The organism is Leptospira gomenensis, assembly GCF_004770155.1.
GTDB lineage: Bacteria > Spirochaetota > Leptospiria > Leptospirales > Leptospiraceae > Leptospira > Leptospira gomenensis.
Genome location: NZ_RQFA01000037.1, coordinates 12,685 through 32,876, shown reverse-complemented (window position 1 = coordinate 32,876; position 20,192 = coordinate 12,685). Strand labels below are relative to the sequence as shown.

The 20,192-nt window shown below is 45.0% G+C and carries 20 protein-coding genes; 6 read left to right on the top strand and 14 right to left on the bottom strand.

All coding sequences use genetic code 11. The features are described from left to right. Positions 1-2: 2 nt before the first annotated feature. Positions 3-1,880: a hypothetical protein gene (locus EHQ17_RS08530; RefSeq protein WP_135591050.1), complete on the top strand. Its 1,878-nt coding sequence runs from the start codon at positions 3-5 to the stop codon at positions 1,878-1,880. 6 nt (positions 1,881-1,886) lie between these two features. On the opposite strand, the gene EHQ17_RS08525 is transcribed toward EHQ17_RS08530, so the two are convergent. From EHQ17_RS08525 to EHQ17_RS08470, 12 genes are all read right to left on the bottom strand, one after another. Further along, complete coding sequence (locus EHQ17_RS08525; protein ID WP_425460690.1) at positions 1,887-2,570, bottom strand: hypothetical protein; 684 nt, start codon at positions 2,568-2,570, stop codon at positions 1,887-1,889. Continuing rightward, positions 2,537-2,947, bottom strand: coding sequence for a zinc ribbon domain-containing protein (locus tag EHQ17_RS08520; protein ID WP_135591048.1), 411 nt, complete (start codon positions 2,945-2,947; stop codon positions 2,537-2,539). Before EHQ17_RS08520 ends, EHQ17_RS08525 begins: the two co-directional genes overlap by 34 nt. After that, complete coding sequence (locus tag EHQ17_RS08515) at positions 2,947-3,501, bottom strand: cytochrome c-type biogenesis protein (protein WP_425460694.1); 555 nt, start codon at positions 3,499-3,501, stop codon at positions 2,947-2,949. The genes EHQ17_RS08520 and EHQ17_RS08515 overlap by 1 nt, the downstream gene beginning before the upstream one ends. 29 nt (positions 3,502-3,530) lie before the next feature. Next, positions 3,531-5,720: a heme lyase CcmF/NrfE family subunit gene (locus EHQ17_RS08510; RefSeq protein ID WP_135591044.1), complete on the bottom strand. Its 2,190-nt coding sequence runs from the start codon at positions 5,718-5,720 to the stop codon at positions 3,531-3,533. Positions 5,721-5,769: 49 nt separating this feature from the next. Continuing rightward, positions 5,770-6,165 carry a cytochrome c maturation protein CcmE domain-containing protein gene (locus EHQ17_RS08505; RefSeq protein WP_135591042.1) on the bottom strand — a complete coding sequence of 132 codons (396 nt, stop codon included), beginning with the start codon at positions 6,163-6,165 and terminating at the stop codon, positions 5,770-5,772. 106 nt (positions 6,166-6,271) lie between these two features. Further along, on the bottom strand, positions 6,272-7,042 hold the full coding sequence (locus EHQ17_RS08500; RefSeq protein ID WP_135591088.1) for a YdcF family protein: 771 nt from the start codon (positions 7,040-7,042) through the stop codon (positions 6,272-6,274). Between the two features lie 125 nt (positions 7,043-7,167). Then, entirely contained in the window at positions 7,168-7,347 is a 180-nt protein-coding gene (locus tag EHQ17_RS08495; RefSeq protein WP_100746049.1) for a tautomerase family protein, read from the bottom strand. Positions 7,348-7,469: 122 nt separating this feature from the next. Next, positions 7,470-7,844: a hypothetical protein gene (locus EHQ17_RS08490; protein WP_135591040.1), complete on the bottom strand. Its 375-nt coding sequence runs from the start codon at positions 7,842-7,844 to the stop codon at positions 7,470-7,472. Between the two features lie 3 nt (positions 7,845-7,847). Next, positions 7,848-10,163 carry a TonB-dependent receptor gene (locus EHQ17_RS08485; RefSeq protein WP_425460693.1) on the bottom strand — a complete coding sequence of 772 codons (2,316 nt, stop codon included), beginning with the start codon at positions 10,161-10,163 and terminating at the stop codon, positions 7,848-7,850. Positions 10,164-10,237: 74 nt separating this feature from the next. Further along, on the bottom strand, positions 10,238-10,570 hold the full coding sequence (locus EHQ17_RS08480) for a hypothetical protein (protein WP_135591037.1): 333 nt from the start codon (positions 10,568-10,570) through the stop codon (positions 10,238-10,240). A gap of 159 nt (positions 10,571-10,729) precedes the next feature. After that, positions 10,730-11,782 carry an LIMLP_03685 family anti-sigma factor gene (gene rsx / locus EHQ17_RS08475; RefSeq protein ID WP_135591035.1) on the bottom strand — a complete coding sequence of 351 codons (1,053 nt, stop codon included), beginning with the start codon at positions 11,780-11,782 and terminating at the stop codon, positions 10,730-10,732. Then, positions 11,779-12,324, bottom strand: a complete 546-nt coding sequence (locus tag EHQ17_RS08470; protein WP_135591033.1) for an RNA polymerase sigma factor — start codon at positions 12,322-12,324, stop codon at positions 11,779-11,781. Before EHQ17_RS08470 ends, rsx begins: the two co-directional genes overlap by 4 nt. A gap of 205 nt (positions 12,325-12,529) precedes the next feature. Between EHQ17_RS08470 and EHQ17_RS08465 the strand changes: the two genes are divergently transcribed. Continuing rightward, entirely contained in the window at positions 12,530-13,351 is an 822-nt protein-coding gene (locus tag EHQ17_RS08465) for a hypothetical protein (RefSeq protein WP_135591031.1), read from the top strand. Between the two features lie 876 nt (positions 13,352-14,227). On the opposite strand, the gene EHQ17_RS08460 is transcribed toward EHQ17_RS08465, so the two are convergent. Continuing rightward, entirely contained in the window at positions 14,228-15,064 is an 837-nt protein-coding gene (locus EHQ17_RS08460; protein WP_135591029.1) for an alpha/beta fold hydrolase, read from the bottom strand. Positions 15,065-15,140: 76 nt separating this feature from the next. On the opposite strand from EHQ17_RS08460, the gene EHQ17_RS08455 reads away from it, so the two are divergent. From EHQ17_RS08455 to EHQ17_RS08445, 3 genes are all read left to right on the top strand, one after another. Next, positions 15,141-15,527, top strand: a complete 387-nt coding sequence (locus EHQ17_RS08455; RefSeq protein ID WP_135591027.1) for an SMR family transporter — start codon at positions 15,141-15,143, stop codon at positions 15,525-15,527. Positions 15,528-15,793: 266 nt separating this feature from the next. Further along, a complete protein-coding gene (locus EHQ17_RS08450) occupies positions 15,794-16,966 on the top strand; it encodes a CaiB/BaiF CoA transferase family protein (RefSeq protein WP_135591025.1) in 1,173 nt (390 codons plus the stop codon). Between the two features lie 276 nt (positions 16,967-17,242). Then, a complete protein-coding gene (locus tag EHQ17_RS08445; RefSeq protein WP_135591023.1) occupies positions 17,243-18,406 on the top strand; it encodes an acyl-CoA dehydrogenase family protein in 1,164 nt (387 codons plus the stop codon). A gap of 279 nt (positions 18,407-18,685) precedes the next feature. Here the strand turns inward: EHQ17_RS08445 and EHQ17_RS08440 are convergent, their stop codons facing one another. Continuing rightward, positions 18,686-19,495, bottom strand: a complete 810-nt coding sequence (locus EHQ17_RS08440; RefSeq protein ID WP_135591021.1) for a helix-turn-helix domain-containing protein — start codon at positions 19,493-19,495, stop codon at positions 18,686-18,688. Between the two features lie 145 nt (positions 19,496-19,640). Here EHQ17_RS08440 and EHQ17_RS08435 point away from each other — a divergent pair, with 145 nt between their 5' ends. Beyond that, positions 19,641-20,171, top strand: coding sequence for a carboxymuconolactone decarboxylase family protein (locus EHQ17_RS08435; protein WP_135591019.1), 531 nt, complete (start codon positions 19,641-19,643; stop codon positions 20,169-20,171). Positions 20,172-20,192 lie beyond the last annotated feature (21 nt).

Sequence of the window (20,192 nt, the reverse complement as noted above, 5' to 3'; positions counted from 1 at the left end):
CGATGTCGATTTTCGGAAATTTCTTTACGAAAAAAATTTCCTTAAAAGACGCGACGTTTTCTATATTCATTTTTCTTTATGTATTTTTATTCTATCACAACGCATGGCTTTCCGACGATTCCTTCATCACGTTCCGAGTCGTAGATAATTTTCTAAACGGATACGGATTGCGCTGGAACCCCGTCGAACGAGTCCAGGTTTTCACCCATCCGCTTTGGTTGTTTTTGCTCGTTCCCGTTCAGGCTTTCATTCGCGATATTTCCTGGACCGCGTATCTGCTTTCTTTCGTCTGCGGGATTCTTTTGTTATTACTTTGGTATTTTCAGTTTCGGAAATCGGAAGGGAAAACCGCCGCGGGAACTTTTCTTTTCACGATCCTATTCTGTTCCAAAACCTATTTCGATTATAATACGAGCGGGTTGGAGAATCCGCTTTCCTTCGTTCTACTTTTGTGTGCGGCGATATATTTCGTTCGTTGTCTGCAAAAGGGAAAAACTCCGGACGGAGAAGTTCGTCGCGATTCTTTAGCGTTGGGTTTTTTGATCGCTTGTCTTGCGCTGACCCGTTTGGATTTGATCCTGTTTTTCGTCATACCTCTTCCGTTTCTTTTTTTTAAAACCCATCGTGAAAATAGGATTCAATTTCTCAAATATTCCATAATTGGAATATTTCCATGGTTTTTGTATCTTTGTTTTTCGACGGTCTATTACGGATCCCCTTTGCCGAATACCTTTTACGCGAAAACGAACGTCGTATCTCCGCTTTCGGATCGGTTGGTCGCAGGTTGGAACTACGTTCGGATCGGTCTTCGTTGGGATCCGGTCGCTTCCATCGTGTTTTTTGTTCACTTGTCGTTGATGCTCGTGGAAGTTTTATTCCGGTCGTTTTCGAAACGAAAGGGGATTTTGAACGATGAGGAAAGAATTTATTTATTTGTAGGGGGAGCTTCCGTGTTTCCGGTGCCGTTGTATCTGCTCTGGATCGGCGGAGATTTTATGTCGGGGAGATTTTTGGGGACATGCCTAATCGTATCCTTGTTCGTGTTGGCGAAAATTTTTTCCTCCTGGTCGGAGCGGAATTCTGTCGTGGCAAAACGGATCGGATTCCTCATCTATACGATCGTAGCGTTCGTTTTTTTTATCTCTAAATCCTCCCCGTTTCGGAATACGTTTTCCAAAAACGAAGTCCGTTTGGAAAGCGGGGTAGTGGACGAAGCGGCGTCTTACAGAGACGATTGTTCCTTAAAAAGTCTGATTCGAGGGCATTCCCCCGACTCGCACCCTTGGGCGCGATACGCGATTTCGCTTTCGCAAGCAGGATCGAAAATCGGGAAAAATGCTACGGAGGGGGGCGTCCCTAGACGTTTCGCTCAATCGTATATTCGGCGTTTGGCGGCGGATCCGGCTTTTTCTAATTCCATAGAACGCGTCCAAATAACGACTAACGTAGGTTTGGCGGGATATTACGGAGGACCGAAAATTCATTGGATCGATTTATTGGGAATTACCGACCCGTTTTTGGCGCGACTGCCCGGTAAGGGATTTCCCGGGCACTATATACGTCTTCTCCCGGAAGGATATAAGGAATTTATCGAGGAAACTTCCTCTTCACTTTCGGATCCGGATTTGGACCGTTTTTTTTACGAAATCCGATTGTTAAGCGAAGAGGATTTGTGGACGGAGGAACGTTTTGCGGCGATCTTCGATTTTTCGTTTAGGGGGAGGGGAAACTTCCTCACGCGGTTTCCGAAAGGTTTTCGTTACCCTTTCGTTTTGGAAGTATATCGTAGCTCCCTATACGGAATTCCCTTTGTGGGCACAACCGACGCGGAACTACGGAAACGCCTAGAATCGGAATACTTCCTAGAATTAAATAAATAACGTATTCTAATATTCAAATTTAAGAATGGACTTCGCGGGGGTTACAACCTGGAAAAAAGTTTTCTTTCCAGGAGCGACGGTATTCGTCACTGGAAAACGCGCCAAAAAACGGTAAATGTGTTCGGTGTCGGTCGTTACGTCCGAATCGTATAGGATCGGTCCTGCAAAATAGCCGCTTGTAGCTCCGGGGTGATACGGATAGGCGAACGTTCCGTAGGCGGGAAGAGCCGCATAACGCGAGTTTCTGATTTTCGAAGTAAACGTCTGCACGTAGTAGCCCCAGACTTTTTCCGCCGGTTTGTCGTTTAAGGAGAATTCGAAATTCAGGAATTCAGGAAGCACTCGGGTTTCTGGAACGATCTGGAACAGAATATACGTTCCTTCCGAACCGTTGAGAGAGGATATTTCCTTCCAACGTTCCGGTCCGTCTTTTGGGGCTCGGGAGGCGAGTTCGTTCTTTAAATCCTTACGGATTTCCTCGAAATCGTTTTTATCCACCTTCGAAGCGGAAACGTAAAATCCTGATCCGTAGTAAGGCAGTTCGGGGAGTTTTCTCAATTCTCCTTGGAGTTTGAGGTTTTTTTCGGAACAAGCGAATATTAGAAAAAAAGAAAATACGAATGCGAAATACGGCGTGATGCACCGATGTCCGTCGATTATACGATCAATTTGGTTCCGCAGGACGGACAAAACTTCGCTCCTTGGATCTCGATTTTAAATCCGCATTCGTGACAAAATTTGGTCGGTACTACCGAAGAGGTTTGCGCGTCCTGCACCGGTCCGGATAAGTTCTGCGCGATTTTGCGGATGCGGTCGTCGAATTCCTCCAAGTCCTTGACGATTCCGCCGGATATACTTTGGAATTCGGATTCGGTGAGTTTGCCTGTGTCGAATTCGATTTTGATATCTCGAAGATTCTCCAGGATCACTTCCCGTCTATTGATCAATTCCTGTTTGTCCGATTCGGATTCGGTGCGTTTTTTATTTTCGGAAAAACGAACGTATAAAAACGGAGCGGCGAGTATTCCCGCGAGTATGAAGTAAAAAGGAATGAGTAGAAGATCCATTATTTCTGTTTTTCCTCGATTTCGGAAAGATATTTCTGGAAGGAGGTTTCCTCCTTTTTCGCAACGGCGGAATCGAGTCCGTTTTTACCGGAGTTCGGGCTCTTACGCTTCCAATAGAAATAGATCAGAACGACGCCGAGTATCCCCGCGAGGATAAGGCTCAGGTTGATCCAAGTCGAATCGGGCGTAGCGAGTATGTTCTCGCCGAAACCGTTGACCACCGACTCGACCATTCCGGTATTTCCGGACTCGGCGAACTTTCGTATCACCGGATCGGATAACGCGTCTTCTCCGAATCCGTTCACCATCTTATTCACGATCGTTTCTGCGTTTTCGCCTTTTTGAATACGATTCTCTATGAAAAGTTTTAACTTTGCGGAAACCGTACAATTGTTAAACGAACAACTTTTGATCGTTATGGAAGGGATGCAGATACAACGTATTCGCGACGTCACCTCGTGAAACGTCCGGATCTGATCCGGCTCGGTCAAATTTGTGAACGTGGAATCGGCCGTTAACGGCGCCGATAAATACGCCCAAAAAATCAGCAGCAAAGGCGAATAACGTAGGTAAGATGGAAGTTTCAATTTCTGGATTCTCCTATCGGTAATAGGATAAGAAGTCCCGAAAAAAAGAAAAGTATCGAACCCGCCCAGATAAATTTCACGAGCGGATTGACCCATACTTCCAGATTGGCGACGATCTGTCTCGGAAAACGATTGAAGTTTTCCAGTTTACGCACCGGTTGGTTTTCGTTGGTAAAAAGGTAATTCATAAATAGAAAAGGCAGATCGGGATTTTCGTCGGAAAGATCCGAATGTTCGATCGCACCGAGTTGGATATAGAGGTCCTCTTTCGGTGTGGAGGCGATCGCGGGTTCGCTCGTCGGAATATGAGTTTCGAATTCTCCGCTCAAGTGGGAAATCTGCGGATAAAATCTTCTTTCAGTGACCATCGTGGAAAAATCCTTCAGGTGCCTTTTGATCTGGAACGTAGCCTCGTGTGATACGATCACATTCTGAATATTTAATCCGTTTTTCGGATCCCCGTTTACGAGAGGTTTGATCTTCAGTGTGTTGGCCGATATCTGGTAGTTGCCTAAAACGCCCGTATCTTGACTCGAATAGACGATTTCGTTCTTTTCCGGCGGATTTAAGAAATAAAAGAATTTGATGGACGTATTCTGTTTAAACGCGTTTCCCGCATATCCTATAAAAAGAATTACCATCGCCAGATGTACGAGATATCCGCCGTATCTTCTTTTGTTTTTAAGAAGCATACGCAAACCTGCGAAGAAATAATTTTCCCCGGGATACGCCGTTTTCCGAGCCGAGATTCCGCGGTGATATTCCTGTGCGATTCCCGATATCGTGAAAATTCCGAGGCCGACCGCAACTACGGAATATACTTCACCCAATACGTCCCCGAGGCTGTATTCGCTGATCGTAAAATTTCTCGTATAAAAAAGGACGTACAATCCGGCTCCGAGAAATCCGACTAACAACGGTTTGAGGAGAGTGGTAAAGAAAATCTTATCCGCTCCCTTTCTCCAAGCGAGCAACGGAGCCGAGCCCATCAAAAGTATCAGAAATATTCCCGCGGGAACTCCCCATGAATTGAACCAAGGAGCCTTAAATTCTCTTCCGTAGAGAAGCGGCGAAAAAACTCCTAACAGGATGGCCAGCGTCGCGATCACGAGAAGAAAATTATTAAAAAGAAAACTTCCCTCTTTGGAGGTCAGCGCTTCCAGATTGTGTTCGGGTTTTAAGGAATTTCTTCTATAGATCAGAAAGCCAACGAAGAAGAAAAAACTGACTCCGATAAAAATGATAAAAGGAGTACCGATCGTCGATTTGGAAAAACTGTGCGGACCTTCCAATACTCCGCTTCGCGTAATCCAAGTTCCTAATAAACAGAAGTGGAACGCGAGTATGATCAAAAGCATATTCCAAAACTTTAACATTCCTCTCCGTTCCTGGATAATCATGGAATGAAGAAACGCGGTCGATAAAAGCCACGGCATCAGCGAAGCGTTTTCCACCGGATCCCAGGCCCAATAGCCGCCCCAGCCCAATTCTTCGTAGGCCCATTTGGATCCGAGAAGAATCCCGGTTCCCAAAAAGAACCAAGAGAAGATCGTCCATCTTCGTACGAAACGGAACCAGTTTTCCGATAGATGTCCGGTGATCAATGCCGAAGCCGCGATTCCGAAAGGGATCGCAAAACTCACGTAGCCGACGTAAAGGATCGGGGGATGGATCACCATAGCCCAGTGTTGTAGGAGCGGGTTGAGTCCTCTGCCTGCTGCTGCGGCCGGTTGGAATTCTCGGAACGGTTGTGCGTCCGGATAAAAAACGGCGAGATAAGAAAAGAAAGCCCCAAGGACGGCTAACGTAAGATTTAGGACGGGAATTCGATCGTGTACTAAGTCGCGGGTTTGCCAGAGTACGACGAACGTAAATGAGGAAAGTAGAAGATTCCAAAAGAGGAGCGATCCCGAAGAGCCGGACCAAATGCCCGTTAGTCGGTAGAACAAGGGCAGGTGTTCGTTGGAATGCATCACCACGTAATAGTTGGAGAGATCGGTCCGGAAAAGTTGGACGAGTAATACGACGAACGCGAGTAGTATCACCGCCGAGTTCGCCATTAAAGTATATCTGCCGAGCTCGATCGCCTGCGAGTCCCGTTTCCAAATTCCGTAAGAGGTTTGTGCGACGGAGAATAACAATATCGCAAACGAGGAGATGATACAGAGGGCGCCAAAATCGTTCATGTCAAAAGTCCAGGATCCTTTCGCACGAATGCGAATTAGAAAAGTTGAATTATTTATTTTCTTCCGAATAGTCCGCTTCGTATTTCGAGGCGCATTTGGCTTCCACGTGATCGGAGACCAACACCCCGTCCTTCATATAACCGTCCACGCGCGCGCGCGTGCCTTCCTTAAACGCATCGGGCAACATGGATTCGCCGGTAAAAAAAACGGGAATCTGTCGATTGTCGAATTCCAGGATGAATTTCGCGGTCTTGCCTTCGCGAACCACCGAACCGAGTTTTACGAAACCCCGGACTCTTAAAAGTTCGTCCTGATACCGTGCGGGAGAAGCGGCGAGTTCCGAAGCGTCCAAAAGAGTGTAAGAAGTTTCTTTGGAAGAGAAGTAAGCGATGGAGCCGAGGGATAAAAGGATGATCCCTGCGAGGAGCGTAAATTTAAGATTCATCTTGATTGTTCCAATCTCATTTATCTGTGTTTAGACCATGAAAACATACGGAACGGAAAGAGAAAAGTGGAATTATTCTTCCGCTCCTTACGCGTTTTCGAATCGTTTACGAATTCCTGATTTTATACACGAGAATTCCGATCCATTCCTTGATCGAGATCGTCGAGTTTTCGAGACAAAAGGTGGAAGGAAAAAAATTATCCAAAGTCAAAACCGGTTTTTGCGCCCTAAAATCGACCGGATAAGGAAACAGAGTGATTCCTTTATTCTCGAAAATAGATACGGAACGTTTCATATGAAAGGCGGAAGTGACGAGGATCACAGATTTCCATTTCTTTTCCTTCAACAACTCCATCGTATAAGACACGTTTTCGGAAGTGTTGCGGCTTTTGGATTCTAAGATTAAAGAGGATTCCGGAATTCCCATCTGCTTGAGAAAGTTTCCCGCCGGTTCGGATTCGGGAACCTCCTGATAAAATAAATTTCCCGATCCGCCCGAGAAGAGAATTTTAGAAGCCTTTTGCGCGCGATAAAGACGCACGGTTTCGGTCAGTCGTTCCGCCGTGTTGTAGAGTTCTACTTGTTCGTCGTAGCGGCTCAAGGTGGAGACCATTCCGCCTAACACGAGTATTACGTCCGCTTTAGGAACTTTTTCTATCGGAACGGGAGGATGATAAATTTCCAGAGATTGAACCAGCTTTTGGGAGACGGTGCTTGTGGAAAGGATCCACAAAAGAACGGTCGGGATCAATACGGAGAATTTTTCCTTCCACGGTTTGAGCTTGGCTCCGGCAATCAGCAGAAGTAAAAGAAATAGCGGTAAGGGAAACAGGAAGAGTGTTGCGAGTTTAGAGACGGAAAATAATACAGTGGACATGGCTTGGAACGCGGCGGTTCCCCTCCGTTTGTTATTTTGAATCGGTCGAACCGTTTTCAAAAAGATAACAAATTTTCTTCCGAAATTTATCCTTGAAAACGGATCGGATGTCGTAAAGGATACTTCTATTCCAGAAGTTTTCCTCCTTTGGCCCAGTTTTCGCGGGGCACTTCTTCGATTACGATGTATGTGACTTCGGGAGGTTTTCCGGCGACTCGTTGAAGAGTTTCCGTGAATTCCTTCACGATTTCCTCTTTTTGTTTTTTGGTGAGAGGGCCGGCGACTTGTAAGTTAACGTATGGCATAAGGTTTGCGACTTTCCTTTTTTCGTTTAGGAACGAAATCCGGGTTTCGTTCCTAAACCGCATTGATACGGAAAAACCTTGATTTGTAAATCGGATTTCTTTTTATCTAATCCTTTTGGATTTTATAATCCATCCGGAGTGAACGCAGCCCGATACGCTTCGGGAGGACAGGTCAGATACGTGCAGGACCTCGCACCCGTATTTTCCGGATCCTCCGTCCAAATTCCCTTAGATGTCAAATCATCGCAGGATATTTTGAACGAATTGGATTTTTGTCTTCCGGAAGAATATCCCTGACAACTCCAAACTGGAATTTGCGTAAAACAGGTACAATTCCCTTGAAACGCCTGCGTATCCGTACAGTAAACGCAGTCGGATCTGGTCTGTACGAAGGCATTGGCTAAAAGACGATTGAAATCTTCCTTTTCATACTGCCGCTTGTCTTCCTGACAAAATACAACAGAAAAACAGAATATAATTAAAACTAAATATTTCATTTTTTACTCCAATACTGTAAACGGGAAGGATATTTTCAGGATCGCGTTCATCCCGGGGGCCAACGCGTATTCCTTGTATCGGCTCAGATGATCGACATACGCAACGTTAAACGCGTTTTGGACGCTGAAATCCAAAGTCGGTTTCGAGTTGCCGTCTCCGAAATACGGTAATTCGAAACCGAGTCCGAAATCGGTTAAATTATAACCTTTCGTCGGGGTTTCTTTAGGATCCACTCTGTATTGAGAATCGTAAAATCTTCCGTTGATCGAAAAATAGAAATTTTTTAAACCGAATAGCGATTCTTCCGTCCATCTTAATCCTGCTCGGGCTCGGTTGGGGGTCGTTTTTGGAAGGGGATTCGTATCGTCCTGATTCCTCGCATAAACGAGGTCTATTCCTCCGGACAATACGAGTTTTTTGGTCGCTTCCACTTGTATGGAAAACTCTCCGCCCTTTAATACCGCGTTTCCTTGTTTGTATTGATATTTTGGTAATCCGGATTCCGAATCTATTTCCGCGATACTAGAAGCGTAAATGAAATTTTGAACCCGGTTTTGAAAAACGCCAAGTTCGGCTTGGACCTTAGAAGACGCATAACGCAGCGCAAAATCGACGTTATTCGAATATTCCGGTTTGAGAGCGTCTTTTCCGATTTCGAATCTGCCGCTTCCTTCGTGGATACCGTTTGAAAAAAGTTCAAACGGCGTCGGAGCGCGAAACCCCCTGCCGTAGTTCAGGACGGCGGAAACCGATTTTTCGATCCTCCAAACCATTCCAGCCGAACCCGTTGTCGCATAATAATTTTTAGTCTGTTCTCCAATACCCAAGTCCGCGTTGTTTCTAACGTCCAGACTCCGCTTGTCGCCCCGTATTCCGGCGCTCAACGTCACGGATCCCAGTTTTAATTCTTCGAGAAAAAAACCTGCGACGTTGACGATTCCGTAGGACGGGATCAAAGGTTCGGTCCCTTTGGTTTTGTTCGTTTGTTGGAACGCCGAAACTCCGAATGTTCCATGCAGAATATTGAATATAGGTTTGTGGTGAAACTTTGCATCAGCGGTGGAGGTATCTAAAAAAAGATTGAGTCCCTGATATTTGTCGCGACCTAAAACCTGATAGAGCTGAAACGATTTTTCGAAAGTATCGACCGAATCGTCCAAAAGAACGTCCTTGATCGGCATCAGCTTGTTTTTGGATTCCACCTCTCTTCTGTTGTTTCTCTGATAGGAAACGTCCAATTCCAGATTACCCGCAGGAAGAATAAAGAAGGAATGAAAATGCGACTTTTCGTGCAAGAGTTTTTGAAAGACGGTCGAACCGGGATTTTCGTTGGGATTGTCGAAGAGATCCTGTGTTTGTTCCCGACGGAAGGAATCGACGTAGAAATTTCCCCACTTGCCATCCATTCCAACCGAGGCGCTCTGATTTTTTTCTATCAAACCGGTGTTCGGTAGCGTGCCCTTGGGAGTGGCGATTCTCCCGGCCTTCCTCGTGTTCGAGCTGGCGCGATATCCGAAACCGTTGATATTCCCGTAAACCGCAAAATTTCCGGCGTCCTGCTTATTGTTCGAGTAACTGTTGGAATTGAAAATACCCGCCATCTTGGGAACTCCGTCTCCGGAAATCGGCGCCTTATCCCTTATTACGTTTACAACGCCGCCTAACGCGTCCGAACCGTATAAAACGCTTCCCGGTCCCCGTATGATTTCTATTTTTTGAATATTAAACGAATCTAATTCTACTGTGTGATCGTCGCCGAACTGTTGTTCCTCTTGACGTATTCCGTCGGTCATGACTAACACCCTCTGACCTGTAAGACCGCGGATGATCGGCTTTGACGTTCCCGCTCCCGTGGTGAGGTTCGAGACACCGGGAGTGTTGTTTATGGCCGACATCGCCGTTTCACCCCTTTGTCTATCCAGTTGTCTTCCGGACAAAACGGTTATCGGTTGGGGGGAATTCAAAAAATCAGAAATGGTAGATTTCGCGGTGACGTTTATCGCGGTATCTTCGAGCAAACTTCTGTTTAGGATAAACTGGATCTTTTCGTCCTTGTCACCCGCAGAGAAGGATATCGTTTCCGATTGAAATCCGTTTGCGAAAGCGGTTAACGTATATTTTCCCGGCGGAATATGATCCAAAGTGAATTCCCCTTTCCGGTCTGTAACCGCGCTTTTTCTGGATTCGCGGATGAGTACTTTCGCGCCGACGACCGGATTGCCGTCCTTATCCCGGACGTATCCGTTCAAAGCCACGTCCAAGGCGTTTACGGAAAAAGGAAAAAGAAAAGTAATAAATAATAATATTTTAATATGAATATATAAATAATCTTTCAAAGAAGACTCCCGGACGTAAAACGCCCATTTAAAATCGAGTAACCGGAACTAAAGGATTACGCCGATAGAAAGGGAGGTGCGCGTCCGAAACAAACGGAGCCGGAAAAAAAAGATATTAGGGAAAGTGAATCTAAAAAATAGGTCGCGTATCGTCCTAGAACGGGAGAAATCGAAATCTCCGAAAGATCTGGATTTGCGATCGTGTGCGAACTTCTTTGCAGCTCGCAGATCGGACAGGAAGCGTTCGGCTTGGAATCGGGGTCGGAAGATTCGATTTCGAAAACCGTTTTCTCCGCGAGTTCCCTTTCCGAATGGGTATGAGTCTCCCTGCTTACGAAAAGAAGTAATAGAATTAGCAGAAATCCGATTTGGAGGCGGTTGAGAGACATTTTATTCTTACTACTAATGATAAACCAATATTAATAAGAGGCAAAATGATGAAAACAAAAAAATCTTCTAGTTATCACTTAGGTGGAAGGTTTTGTAAATGGAAGGCGGTCTTGACGCTTTTCTAAAAAACGAAAAGGTCAAAGACGATCCGGCTCGATTTACTGTCGAAGAGTTGAAATTTCCTGAATGGAAGATCGATTGATTCGAATTACGTCGGAGTCGATGGGTTGGATTGAATAAGAATCTCCTATTTCGATTAAATACCCTTCTTTCGTATCTCCGTTCTGTAAGGTAATTCTGACGTAAGGTCGATCGGACCATTTTTCAGATTCTTTGATCTTACGGATTTTTTGAAGTTCCAGAGGCCGATATTCGTGCTCGACGATATTTCGTTGGATCGAATTCATCGATTCGAATTGTTCTCGAAGTACGGATTCTTCCGTTTCCGATAATTTTTGGATCTTAGGCTCGTTCCAATTTCCCGTCTCACCGTTGTTCGTCGCTTCGGCGATAGATCCTTTTTCAAGTCGAATTCCGTTTGCCGAATTTGCTTGTGAAGGTTCCAAACGGAGGGCTCCGTCTATGAGCACTATTCTTTCTTTCGATCCGGACGCCGAAATAAATATCGAAGTTCCTAACATAACAGCGCGTAGGTGAGGGCTGTTAGCGCTCACGATACTTCCTTCCTTCTTCCGAATCGTTGAAAAAAGCGCCGATCCCGTTTGCACGATAAAATTCAGCTCCTCATTTCGGGATTCCATCCGCACAACGGTTTCGGGAAGAATCCGAATCGAAAATTCTCCGAAACCTTCCAAACGAAGATCACAGTACGAATTTTCCACCGTTTGATAAACGACCGCTCCGTTTTCTTGTGCGGTCTTTTCGCACCGGCCTTGCCGAGCTTTTTCGATCGTCACGAGAGAGATTTTCTCTTCGTTTTTATGATAGAATAAAAATAATCCGAACACGAAAAACAGGGATGCAGCGGCCAATACGAACGCTCCCGTTTTTTTCCACAACGAAATCGGAGGTCGAAGCACGGTTGTCGGGACGGGAAAGTCGGATGGATCCAAGGAACTCAACATACGTTTCATTCTGAGATAATCGAAAAGTTCCTTTTTAGCTTCCGGATCGGAAAGGATCTCGTTTAAATCGGCGTCTCCGGAATTTTGAATCAGGCGGAGTAGGTTTTCGTGCGAATCTTTTTTCATTCCTGAACTCCTTGTAACCAGCTGCCATCGATGCCGGACATTTTTAATTCATCTTTCAAAAGTTTGAAAGCGGATACCAATCTTCTGCTCACGGTTCGCTGCGCGATTCCGGTTTGTTCCGAAGTTTCCGCGATCGATTTACCGTGAATACAATGCAGAACCACGATCGATTTTTCAGGTTCTTTCAACTGATGAATCGATTTGTTGAGTTGTTCCATCAGCATTTTTTCTTCCGCATCATTTTGAGAAGAACCGCTGGAGAAAGTCAAATTTTCCCATTTCTCCCAATCGATGATCGTTTTTTCGTTTTTATTCCTCCGATAAAAATCGATCAATTCGTTCTTGGCGATCGCGTATACCCACGTGTTTTCGGAACCTTTGTTCGGGTCGTATTTCTGGTGATGTTTGTATATCTTTATAAAAGTTTCTTGACAAAGTTCTTCCGCAGATTCGTTCGTTAAACCTGACTTCAAAAAGAAAAACTTGAGTTTATTATAGTAACTTTTATAAAGGCGTTCTACTTCTTCTAATGTATCGCTCATTCGCGCTTAAGCTCTTACATCTTGTTTACGTATGAGAATTATAATGTTCGCCAATTTATTTTTATTTTTTTTCAGGAATAGGGACAAGAACGCAACGTTTCAAAAAATTGCGGTTTTCGCTCTTATCCTTGTCTTTTGCCCGATTCTTGATGCCGATCAAATCGTGTTAAAAAACGGCCAAAAGATCCGAGCGGATAGGGTTCGAATGAAAAACGGAGGCAATTCGGTCGAAATCGTGATCGGAAATAAGGTGGAGACGATTCCTTTTTCCAGAATAGAATCGATTCTACCGGATTTTCCTGCAAAAAAAAATAAGACCGATTCAGTCGGTCAAATTCCGAAGAAGCCGAAAGTTTTAGAAAATCCCGAGACGGACAAAGCTCTAAAAGTTTCAGAGACTCGAAAGATCGTCGAAGTTTCCAACGTTGCTGAGACTTCTGAGACTCCAAAGGTTCGGGAGGAGATACCGGATGTCGCTTTAGATCCAAAGGACGTTAATGCGAAGAATCCGGGTAAAAAAAGTCGCTGGCGTTTGTTGCAGGCCTTGCTCCCGTTTTGGTCTCCGTTATTACTTTCCGATCGCGGAAGTCAGCAGCTTTTGGGAGGACTTATGATCTTCACCAAATTATTTATTCTCTACGAGGGGCGGACTTATTTCCAAAAACCCCGCCCTTATTTCGCTTTTGGGCAGGAAGATCTTTCTCCGCAGGGGAGGCAGGATTTTTACTTGACGTTTGGAGCCTTCTTGTCGAGTCCTACCGGAAACAATGCAGCCAGCGCCGCTTTTTTACTCTATCAGTTCGGACTTAAAGGTTCCGACTACGTGGTTTCGTCTAACGGTACCCGTATGGAAGAGGAACTCTTTTACGAACGAAGAAGAAATTACGCGTATCTGCTTTTGACCGCGATTACCTTGGATATTTTTTTGAGTAATAGGGATCTATCGTCCGGGGATTTAAAAAGTGTTAGCGTCTCCACTTCGGACGGTGGGCGCGCCAATTCTCTGTCCTTCACCTGGGTTTTCTAAAAAAATGACGTAAATCAAAATAGTTTCCGAAGCGACGAAAAATACGTTTCAGGAATTGTTTTGTGCCGATCCGAAAATTTTTTCCTTTTTAGCGTTATGTGACTTTTATTTTAAGTATCGATCCTCGTCCTCGATTTCTTTCTGAAAAAAAAACCGTAGAATACTTCCGGCGTATTATATTTTTCTACTTATAAGTTATTTAATATACAGTTTTTATTATGAATCCGGAATTTAATGGATTTCTATTTTTGCCGTTCTTCCTTATGCGATGGTCCGGTAGGCCGGGAAGGACGGAAAGCGCGTTGGAACGATCACCAAATCGGCGTTAAATTATTTTTTTACTTTCGGATCGTTTTCCGTTTTAGATTGAACGAGTTATCGTTTTGTTTCGGGGAAAGGAAATTTGTCGATCGGTTCGGAACGTTTCGGTAATGTGGAATTTTACGGCAGGTTGTTTTTTCGGAAGTACACGTTCGGAATTTTTTCTGCGACGCGGTGGAACTTGCAGACTAACACAGATTTTACGGAGAGGGACGGGGAATAATTCGAGAAAACTCGGTATTTCGATCTCTGTTGTCGTATGGGCTGCGTTCGTTCGAGCTTAGTTTGGAAATGACACGAACGTCCGATCCTAAAGCGGAAATATTTTATTCGACCGTGGTTGCTCCCGGAGTTCTTTTAGATACGGAACCCTTTAGCTTTGGCGTTTCGTTTCCGATAACCACCGCGAGAATTCGTTTACCGGACGGAACCTTGACCGCCCGGGATACGAAGTTTCAGGAGAAGGATTACGATGTCTCGTTTTCGGTAAAAGTGTTCCGCTATTTCTAATCGAATTAGAAAATTCTAATATTTCCTGATCCAAGAAGAGAAACGTTATAAGACCGCGCGGATCCGTTCCAAAGTTTTCCGTTTGTGTTCGAAAGGAAAAAAGTGATTGGTTCCGGGCCAGATTTCCAAAGTGGACTCCGTATTTCCGCGGACGATCCGTTCGGCTCCTTTCGGAGAACAGACTTCGTACGGTTCTGGAATGGTCAGGTGCGTTTCCGTTTCGATTTTTCCGTACTGATAGAGACTCAGATAACTCACCGAATCGAATATTTTCGCCTCCACTTCCGGTGCACAACGTAAGAGCGCTTTTCCGGTTTCGTCGATCCTAAAACAACTTTTTATGTAATCCTCATAGATTTCTTGATCCCAGCCCGAAAAGGAAGGAGTTCTTTTGTAGATTTTTCGGACCGTGTCCAAGTCTTTGAATTCCCTTCTTCGTTTGATCGCCACTTTGGCCATCGGGTTGTGCGCGATGCGTGAATACGTTACTTTAAGAAAACTTAATACTACCGGATCATGAGCGATCACTTTCTTGAAACGGCGCGGTGCCGCGTACGAGGAAAGTAGAAGACTTGCTCCTCCGAGGGAATGTCCGATTCCGACTAAGTCGTTTAGATTTTCGAATTCGATCAAGGCCAATACTTGGTCCCTGAAAAAATACCAATTCGCGAACTCGAGCGTGGACTCCGACTCTCCGTGACCGGAAAAATCCAGGGCGAGGACACGATGCGTTTTTCGAAGTTCTTCGATATAAAAACGATACGTGTAGGCGCTGTAGCCGTTTGCGTGACAAAGTAGGATCGTCGGTTTATCGACGGATTTCGGATCGGTATCTATGTAAGAGAGCGTAAGTCCGCGGAAAGGGAAAGTTTTTCTGAACATTGAAAAGAGATTTGACCTTGATCTTTCCAACTCCTTCGGTGAACTGGTTTTCGTAAAGTCAAAACCGGAGTTCGTCATGCAGATCCAAGTTCTTATCGTGTTTATCGTTGCTCTCGTTTTCAACGCATTGGCGAACATTCTCATCAAAGCGAGCTCGTTGGGAGACGCCGCTTCGAATCCGGAAGGAGTTCCTGGAATTCTCCGTACGATTTTGAATCCGATCTTTATCGGAGGTTTGGCTTCTTTCGGTTTAGCGTTGCTCGGTTATCGTTTCGTTTTAGGTAAAGGTTTGAAACTTTCCCTCGCTTATCCGGTTTTTACGAGCGCCGGTTTTATCATCGTGTTGATCGTTTCCTCGTTCGCGTTTAAGGAAAGACTGAGCTGGTCTCAATGGGCCGGAATCGTTTTGATCCTCGCCGGTGTTTGGTTATGTGCGGCAAACATGTTCGACGCTAAATCTTAATTCGCCCGAATACTTATACTTCTAAATATCTCATGGATGGAATTCGTATTCGCCGCGGGGATCGCTCGCGGTTATCGTTATCGTAAAATTCTTTCAACACACGATCGAAGTTCCTCATTGATTTCGACCTCGGTTCGTCGATCAACGGCCGCACGTCTTCGTCCGCCTTCGCTTGTTCCGGAATCGTTTACGAAGCGAAAAAAGGTATCTTAAATTCCTCTTCTTTGTTAGATGGGAGAAAAACTTTTTAACGCGCGAGGATTAGAATGAACGAAGGTCCACTTTCCGGTATAAAGGTAATCGATTTGAGTCTGCTTCTTCCCGGTCCGCTTTGTTCCATGTATTTGGGAGACATGGGGGCGGAAGTAATCAAGATCGAAAATCCGAGGGCGATGGACGCGACCCGGGTGATGTTCAAAAAGGCGAACGGGGCTCCTTCTTTGTTTCTTATGCTCAATCGGAACAAAAAGGCGATCACGCTCAATCTCAAAAAGGAAAAGTCTAAAGAGATTCTTTTTAAATTATTAGAAAATGCTGATATACTGTTGGAGGGTTTTCGTCCGGACGGTTTGGCGAAAATGGGTCTCGGTTACGACGATCTCAAGGACCGTTTTCCGCGTCTGATTTATTGCGGTATTTACGGTTACGGCGCGGAAGGAAAATACAGGGACTTTGCCGGGCACGACGTCAATTACCTTTCTCTTTCCGGCGTTTTGTCGCAGACGGGTGCGACTCCGCAGATTCCAGGATACCAACTCGCGGATATCGGAGGCGGAACGATGACCGCACTTTCTTCCATCTTAGCGGCGTTATACGCCCGGGAAAAAACCGGCAAAGGACAAAAAATTGCGGTTTCCATGATGGACGCTTCACTTCCGTTTCTCTCCTTGTACGGGGGAATTTTCGCCGCGACCGGAAAAAATCCGGAAGGAGGCAACGAGCTTCTTTCCGGTAAATTACCGAATTATAATGTTTATCGCACTAAGGAAGGAAGATGGGTGGCGCTCGGCGCTCTGGAGGATATGTTCTTCAAAACCTTTCTTAGGCAATCGGGACTCGACAAACATCTCGAAGAATTCCCGACCGAGGAAAAACATTTTCCTAAATGGAAGGAAATTCTTATCTCTTACTTCGAATCGAAAACGTACGAAGATCTTAACTTTCTTTTTGAAAACGAAGATTCCTGTCTGACGCCAGTGAAGACGATGGAGGAAGTCAGCAGTGATCCCGTTCTTAAGGAAAGGGGGATGATTCTGGATAAGAAACACGCGCGTTACGGCGATTATTTCCAATTCGGAGCTCCGTTTCCTTTTTCGGAAACTCCGATCACATATCGATTGGATCCTCCGGAACACGGGGAACATAATTCTTCGATTTACCAATCTCTGGGTTATTCTCCCGAGGAAATAGAAACGATGAAGAAGGAAAAAGTGATATAAATCCTTTTTTATGACGTTCGGACATCGGAATATTTTTCCTGATTGAGTCGGTTTAAATTCGCAACAGAACGTTCGTTCTTTGAAAAAAGGTCGGATTCTTTATTTTGAATCCGATTGTTGGACTCGAGTTTTACGTTAAAAAAATAGAAACAAGATTCTTCTCGAAAATGCAGTGAACAATCGATGCGACCGTTTTTTTCCTCATATTTTGGTTTGATCTAATCGACGTAAAAAAAAAAGTAGGATCAGAATCACTCGCGCAAGAAGGGAAAGCCCATGTACCAGGAATATACTGAACAGCAGATCGAAATCAGGGATCAGATCCGTAATTTCGTGAAAAAAGAAATCACTCATGAAGTCGCAATCCACTGGGACGAAGAAAATAAACATCCCGAAGAACTCATCAATCGTATGAGAAGAGAATTGGGGGTCAACGGTCTTACTGTTCCGGAAGAATACGGCGGATGGGGACTCGGTTCCGTGGAACAATGTCTTGTTACGGAAGAACTTTCCAGAGGTTGTCTCGGAATTTCTCTTTGTTTCGGTTATACCGGTCTCGGAATCCTTCCTATCTTGAAAGGAGCTTCTCACGAACAAAAGAAAAAATGGCTTCCTCCCGTCGTCGAAGGGGAATACGGAGTTTCCTTTTGTCTCTCCGAACCCGGCGCAGGTTCCGACGTTCCCGGCATGAGCACCACCGCCGTTAAAAAAGGCGACAAGTGGGTCATCAATGGAACCAAACAATGGATCACCGGTGGAGGCAGCGCTGGAGCTTATACCGTATTCGCATATACCGATAAAGGAAGAGGAACCAGAGGGGTCAGCTGTTTCTACGTTAAGCGGGACACCCCCGGTTTGACCGTGGGTAAAAAGGAAGATAAACTCGGTATTCGCGCCTCCGATACTCGTCAGATCATTTTCGAAGATTGTGCGGTTGAAGAAGCCAACATGATCGGAAAGGAAAATTTAGGATTCATTTACGCTCTTCAAACTCTGAACGCTTCCCGTCCTTACGTCGCGGCGATGGGTGTGGGCGTCGCACAAGCGGCTCTCGATTACGCTTCTAAATACGCAAGACAAAGAGAACAGTTCGGATCCAAGATCTCCAGCTTCCAGGCGGTTCAACACATGCTCGCGGATATGTCGATCGGTTTGGAAACTTCCCGTCAAGTTACGTATCTCGCTGCGAGAATGTCCGATGCGGAAGATCCGAGACTTCCGAAGTATTCCGCGATCGCAAAAGCGCACGCTTCCGAAACCGCGATGAAATGCGCTTTGGATGCGGTTCAGATCTTCGGCGGATACGGTTATACGAAGGAATACCCCGTTGAAAAACTGATGAGAGACGCGAAAATTCTCTGTATCTTCGAAGGAACGACTCAGATCCAGAAGAACGAAATCGCGGCTTACGTCATCCGCGAGGCTGCTTCCGCGAAATAAGAATCTTCTATTAGAAAATTAGAATTTTCGAAAGCGCGTTCCCTGAGGACGCGCTTTTTCGTTTTCGGAGGTAGGTCCCTTCCGTTTTTATCCTTTCGTTTCGAGGACGTCGCATTCGGTCGCGAATGGGTTTGCAATTCCGCCTAACGTTTCCCGAGGAAATTCATCCCGTTTGTCCGCGACTCTGGGAAACACTATAAAATCGACGAATCGGTTGCAGGATTTCTTATGGGATCGTCTCCGCTTCTCAATCCTGGTTTGATCGACTATACGAAACATTTAACGGCGAATTCCTGAAATTCGAGTTCGTTTTCGACGTACCACTCTATCTTTCGGTTGGAACGGAACGTCTCCGTCGGAGAAACTCCGAACATTTTTCGGAATGAATTCCGACGAATGGGATGAATCGTAGAAGCCCGCGTTGACGGCCGCTTCGGTTATCGAAGCTCCGTTTTTGATGAATAAAATCGCCGTTTTTAATCGGAACCAAGTACGGAACAGGCGAATGGGAATTCCGATTTCATCTTTGAACAAATGCGCCAAACGGGAAGGCGATAACCCGACTTTTTGAGACATTTCTTCGATCGAGAAATTCTCATCCGGATCTTGCAGAATCAAACGCATCACCGGCAAAAGCCTATGATTCCAAGGTTTTGGTTTCGATCTTCGGATAGGAGGAATACAAATATTTTCCAATAGTTTCGGGATATCCTCCTTTCGATTCGAATCGATCAACGTTTCTATACTGTTTAGAAGCTCTTTTTCTTTTTTAAGATGTAAAATCACTCCGCTTCGACTTGGACTTTCCTTTTCCGATGTTAGATTTGGAAGTTCGGAAGAGTTCGGCTCGTAAAATAAAATGACGGAATAAGTTCCAGAAAAACGAATCGCCGAGGGAGTTCCAGGAGGCGCCATCGCGGATCTGCATCGGATCCAATTGAATCCGTCTTCGCTGTGTTCAAACTCTCCGTCGATCCCCACACATAAAGCATGAACAGCGTGCGTATGAAGTTCTATATCTGGATGTCTTCCTGCAAACAAACCCTTATTGTCCCAGAGATAAAGTAGAGTTCTCGATAGATCGCGCATAATGATCCATTCTTTTAAAAACGCTGAATTTTCCAGAAAAAAAGAAATTTCCAGCAGGTTTTTCCTATTCTTGAACTTGCCGGCGGTATATTCTCTGAACGATTCGGCGGAATTTTCAAGCCGATGATTTGTTCAGGAGAATCACATGACTCGTTTAAAACCGATAGATCGTCCCGCTTCCCTTTTGATGAGAGTAGTATATTGGATGTCCAAAAGACGATTCGGAAAAGTTTTGGCATTGTTTAACGTGCTATACGTAAGAAGTTCCCCGCTTTTGTTCGTGGCCACAAAGATCATTTCGACAGAAAAAAAACTTTCGTTGTCCGCGGATACGAAACTTCATATCCGCAGTTTCGTATCCTATCAAAATAAATGCGAATACTGTAGTAATCTCGCCGAATATACCGCACAAAAGGAAACCGTCGAATTTCAAAAAGTCAAAGAGTTGATGAATTTCAGAGTCAGCAATTTGTATTCGGAAAAGGAAAAAGCTCTTTTCCTATATTTGGAAGAGATATGTTTAACGAAATTCGTAAAGGACGAAACGTTTAACGGACTTAGAAGATTTTACGACGAAAAAGAAATCGTGGAAATAACCTGGTTGTCCGCAACGGAGCATTATTTCAATCTTCTTGCGGAACCACTCGGAATGAATTCCGACGAATTGAAAGTATAGGAACGAAATCACGTTCGAATC

Excerpts from the sequence above, each read along its gene's own strand:
- EHQ17_RS08530 (WP_135591050.1), top strand. The coding sequence starts at position 3 with ATGTCGATTTTCGGAAATTTCTTTACGAAAAAAATTTCCTTAAAAGAC.
- EHQ17_RS08520 (WP_135591048.1), bottom strand. The coding sequence starts at position 2,947 with ATGGATCTTCTACTCATTCCTTTTTACTTCATACTCGCGGGAATACTC.
- EHQ17_RS08510 (WP_135591044.1), bottom strand. The coding sequence starts at position 5,720 with ATGAACGATTTTGGCGCCCTCTGTATCATCTCCTCGTTTGCGATATTG.
- EHQ17_RS08505 (WP_135591042.1), bottom strand. The coding sequence starts at position 6,165 with ATGAATCTTAAATTTACGCTCCTCGCAGGGATCATCCTTTTATCCCTC.
- EHQ17_RS08500 (WP_135591088.1), bottom strand. The coding sequence starts at position 7,042 with ATGTCCACTGTATTATTTTCCGTCTCTAAACTCGCAACACTCTTCCTG.
- EHQ17_RS08495 (WP_100746049.1), bottom strand. The coding sequence starts at position 7,347 with ATGCCATACGTTAACTTACAAGTCGCCGGCCCTCTCACCAAAAAACAA.
- EHQ17_RS08490 (WP_135591040.1), bottom strand. The coding sequence starts at position 7,844 with ATGAAATATTTAGTTTTAATTATATTCTGTTTTTCTGTTGTATTTTGT.
- EHQ17_RS08480 (WP_135591037.1), bottom strand. The coding sequence starts at position 10,570 with ATGTCTCTCAACCGCCTCCAAATCGGATTTCTGCTAATTCTATTACTT.
- rsx (WP_135591035.1), bottom strand. The coding sequence starts at position 11,782 with ATGAAAAAAGATTCGCACGAAAACCTACTCCGCCTGATTCAAAATTCC.
- EHQ17_RS08470 (WP_135591033.1), bottom strand. The coding sequence starts at position 12,324 with ATGAGCGATACATTAGAAGAAGTAGAACGCCTTTATAAAAGTTACTAT.
- EHQ17_RS08465 (WP_135591031.1), top strand. The coding sequence starts at position 12,530 with ATGAAAAACGGAGGCAATTCGGTCGAAATCGTGATCGGAAATAAGGTG.
- EHQ17_RS08460 (WP_135591029.1), bottom strand. The coding sequence starts at position 15,064 with ATGTTCAGAAAAACTTTCCCTTTCCGCGGACTTACGCTCTCTTACATA.
- EHQ17_RS08455 (WP_135591027.1), top strand. The coding sequence starts at position 15,141 with ATGCAGATCCAAGTTCTTATCGTGTTTATCGTTGCTCTCGTTTTCAAC.
- EHQ17_RS08450 (WP_135591025.1), top strand. The coding sequence starts at position 15,794 with ATGAACGAAGGTCCACTTTCCGGTATAAAGGTAATCGATTTGAGTCTG.
- EHQ17_RS08445 (WP_135591023.1), top strand. The coding sequence starts at position 17,243 with ATGTACCAGGAATATACTGAACAGCAGATCGAAATCAGGGATCAGATC.
- EHQ17_RS08440 (WP_135591021.1), bottom strand. The coding sequence starts at position 19,495 with ATGCGCGATCTATCGAGAACTCTACTTTATCTCTGGGACAATAAGGGT.
- EHQ17_RS08435 (WP_135591019.1), top strand. The coding sequence starts at position 19,641 with ATGACTCGTTTAAAACCGATAGATCGTCCCGCTTCCCTTTTGATGAGA.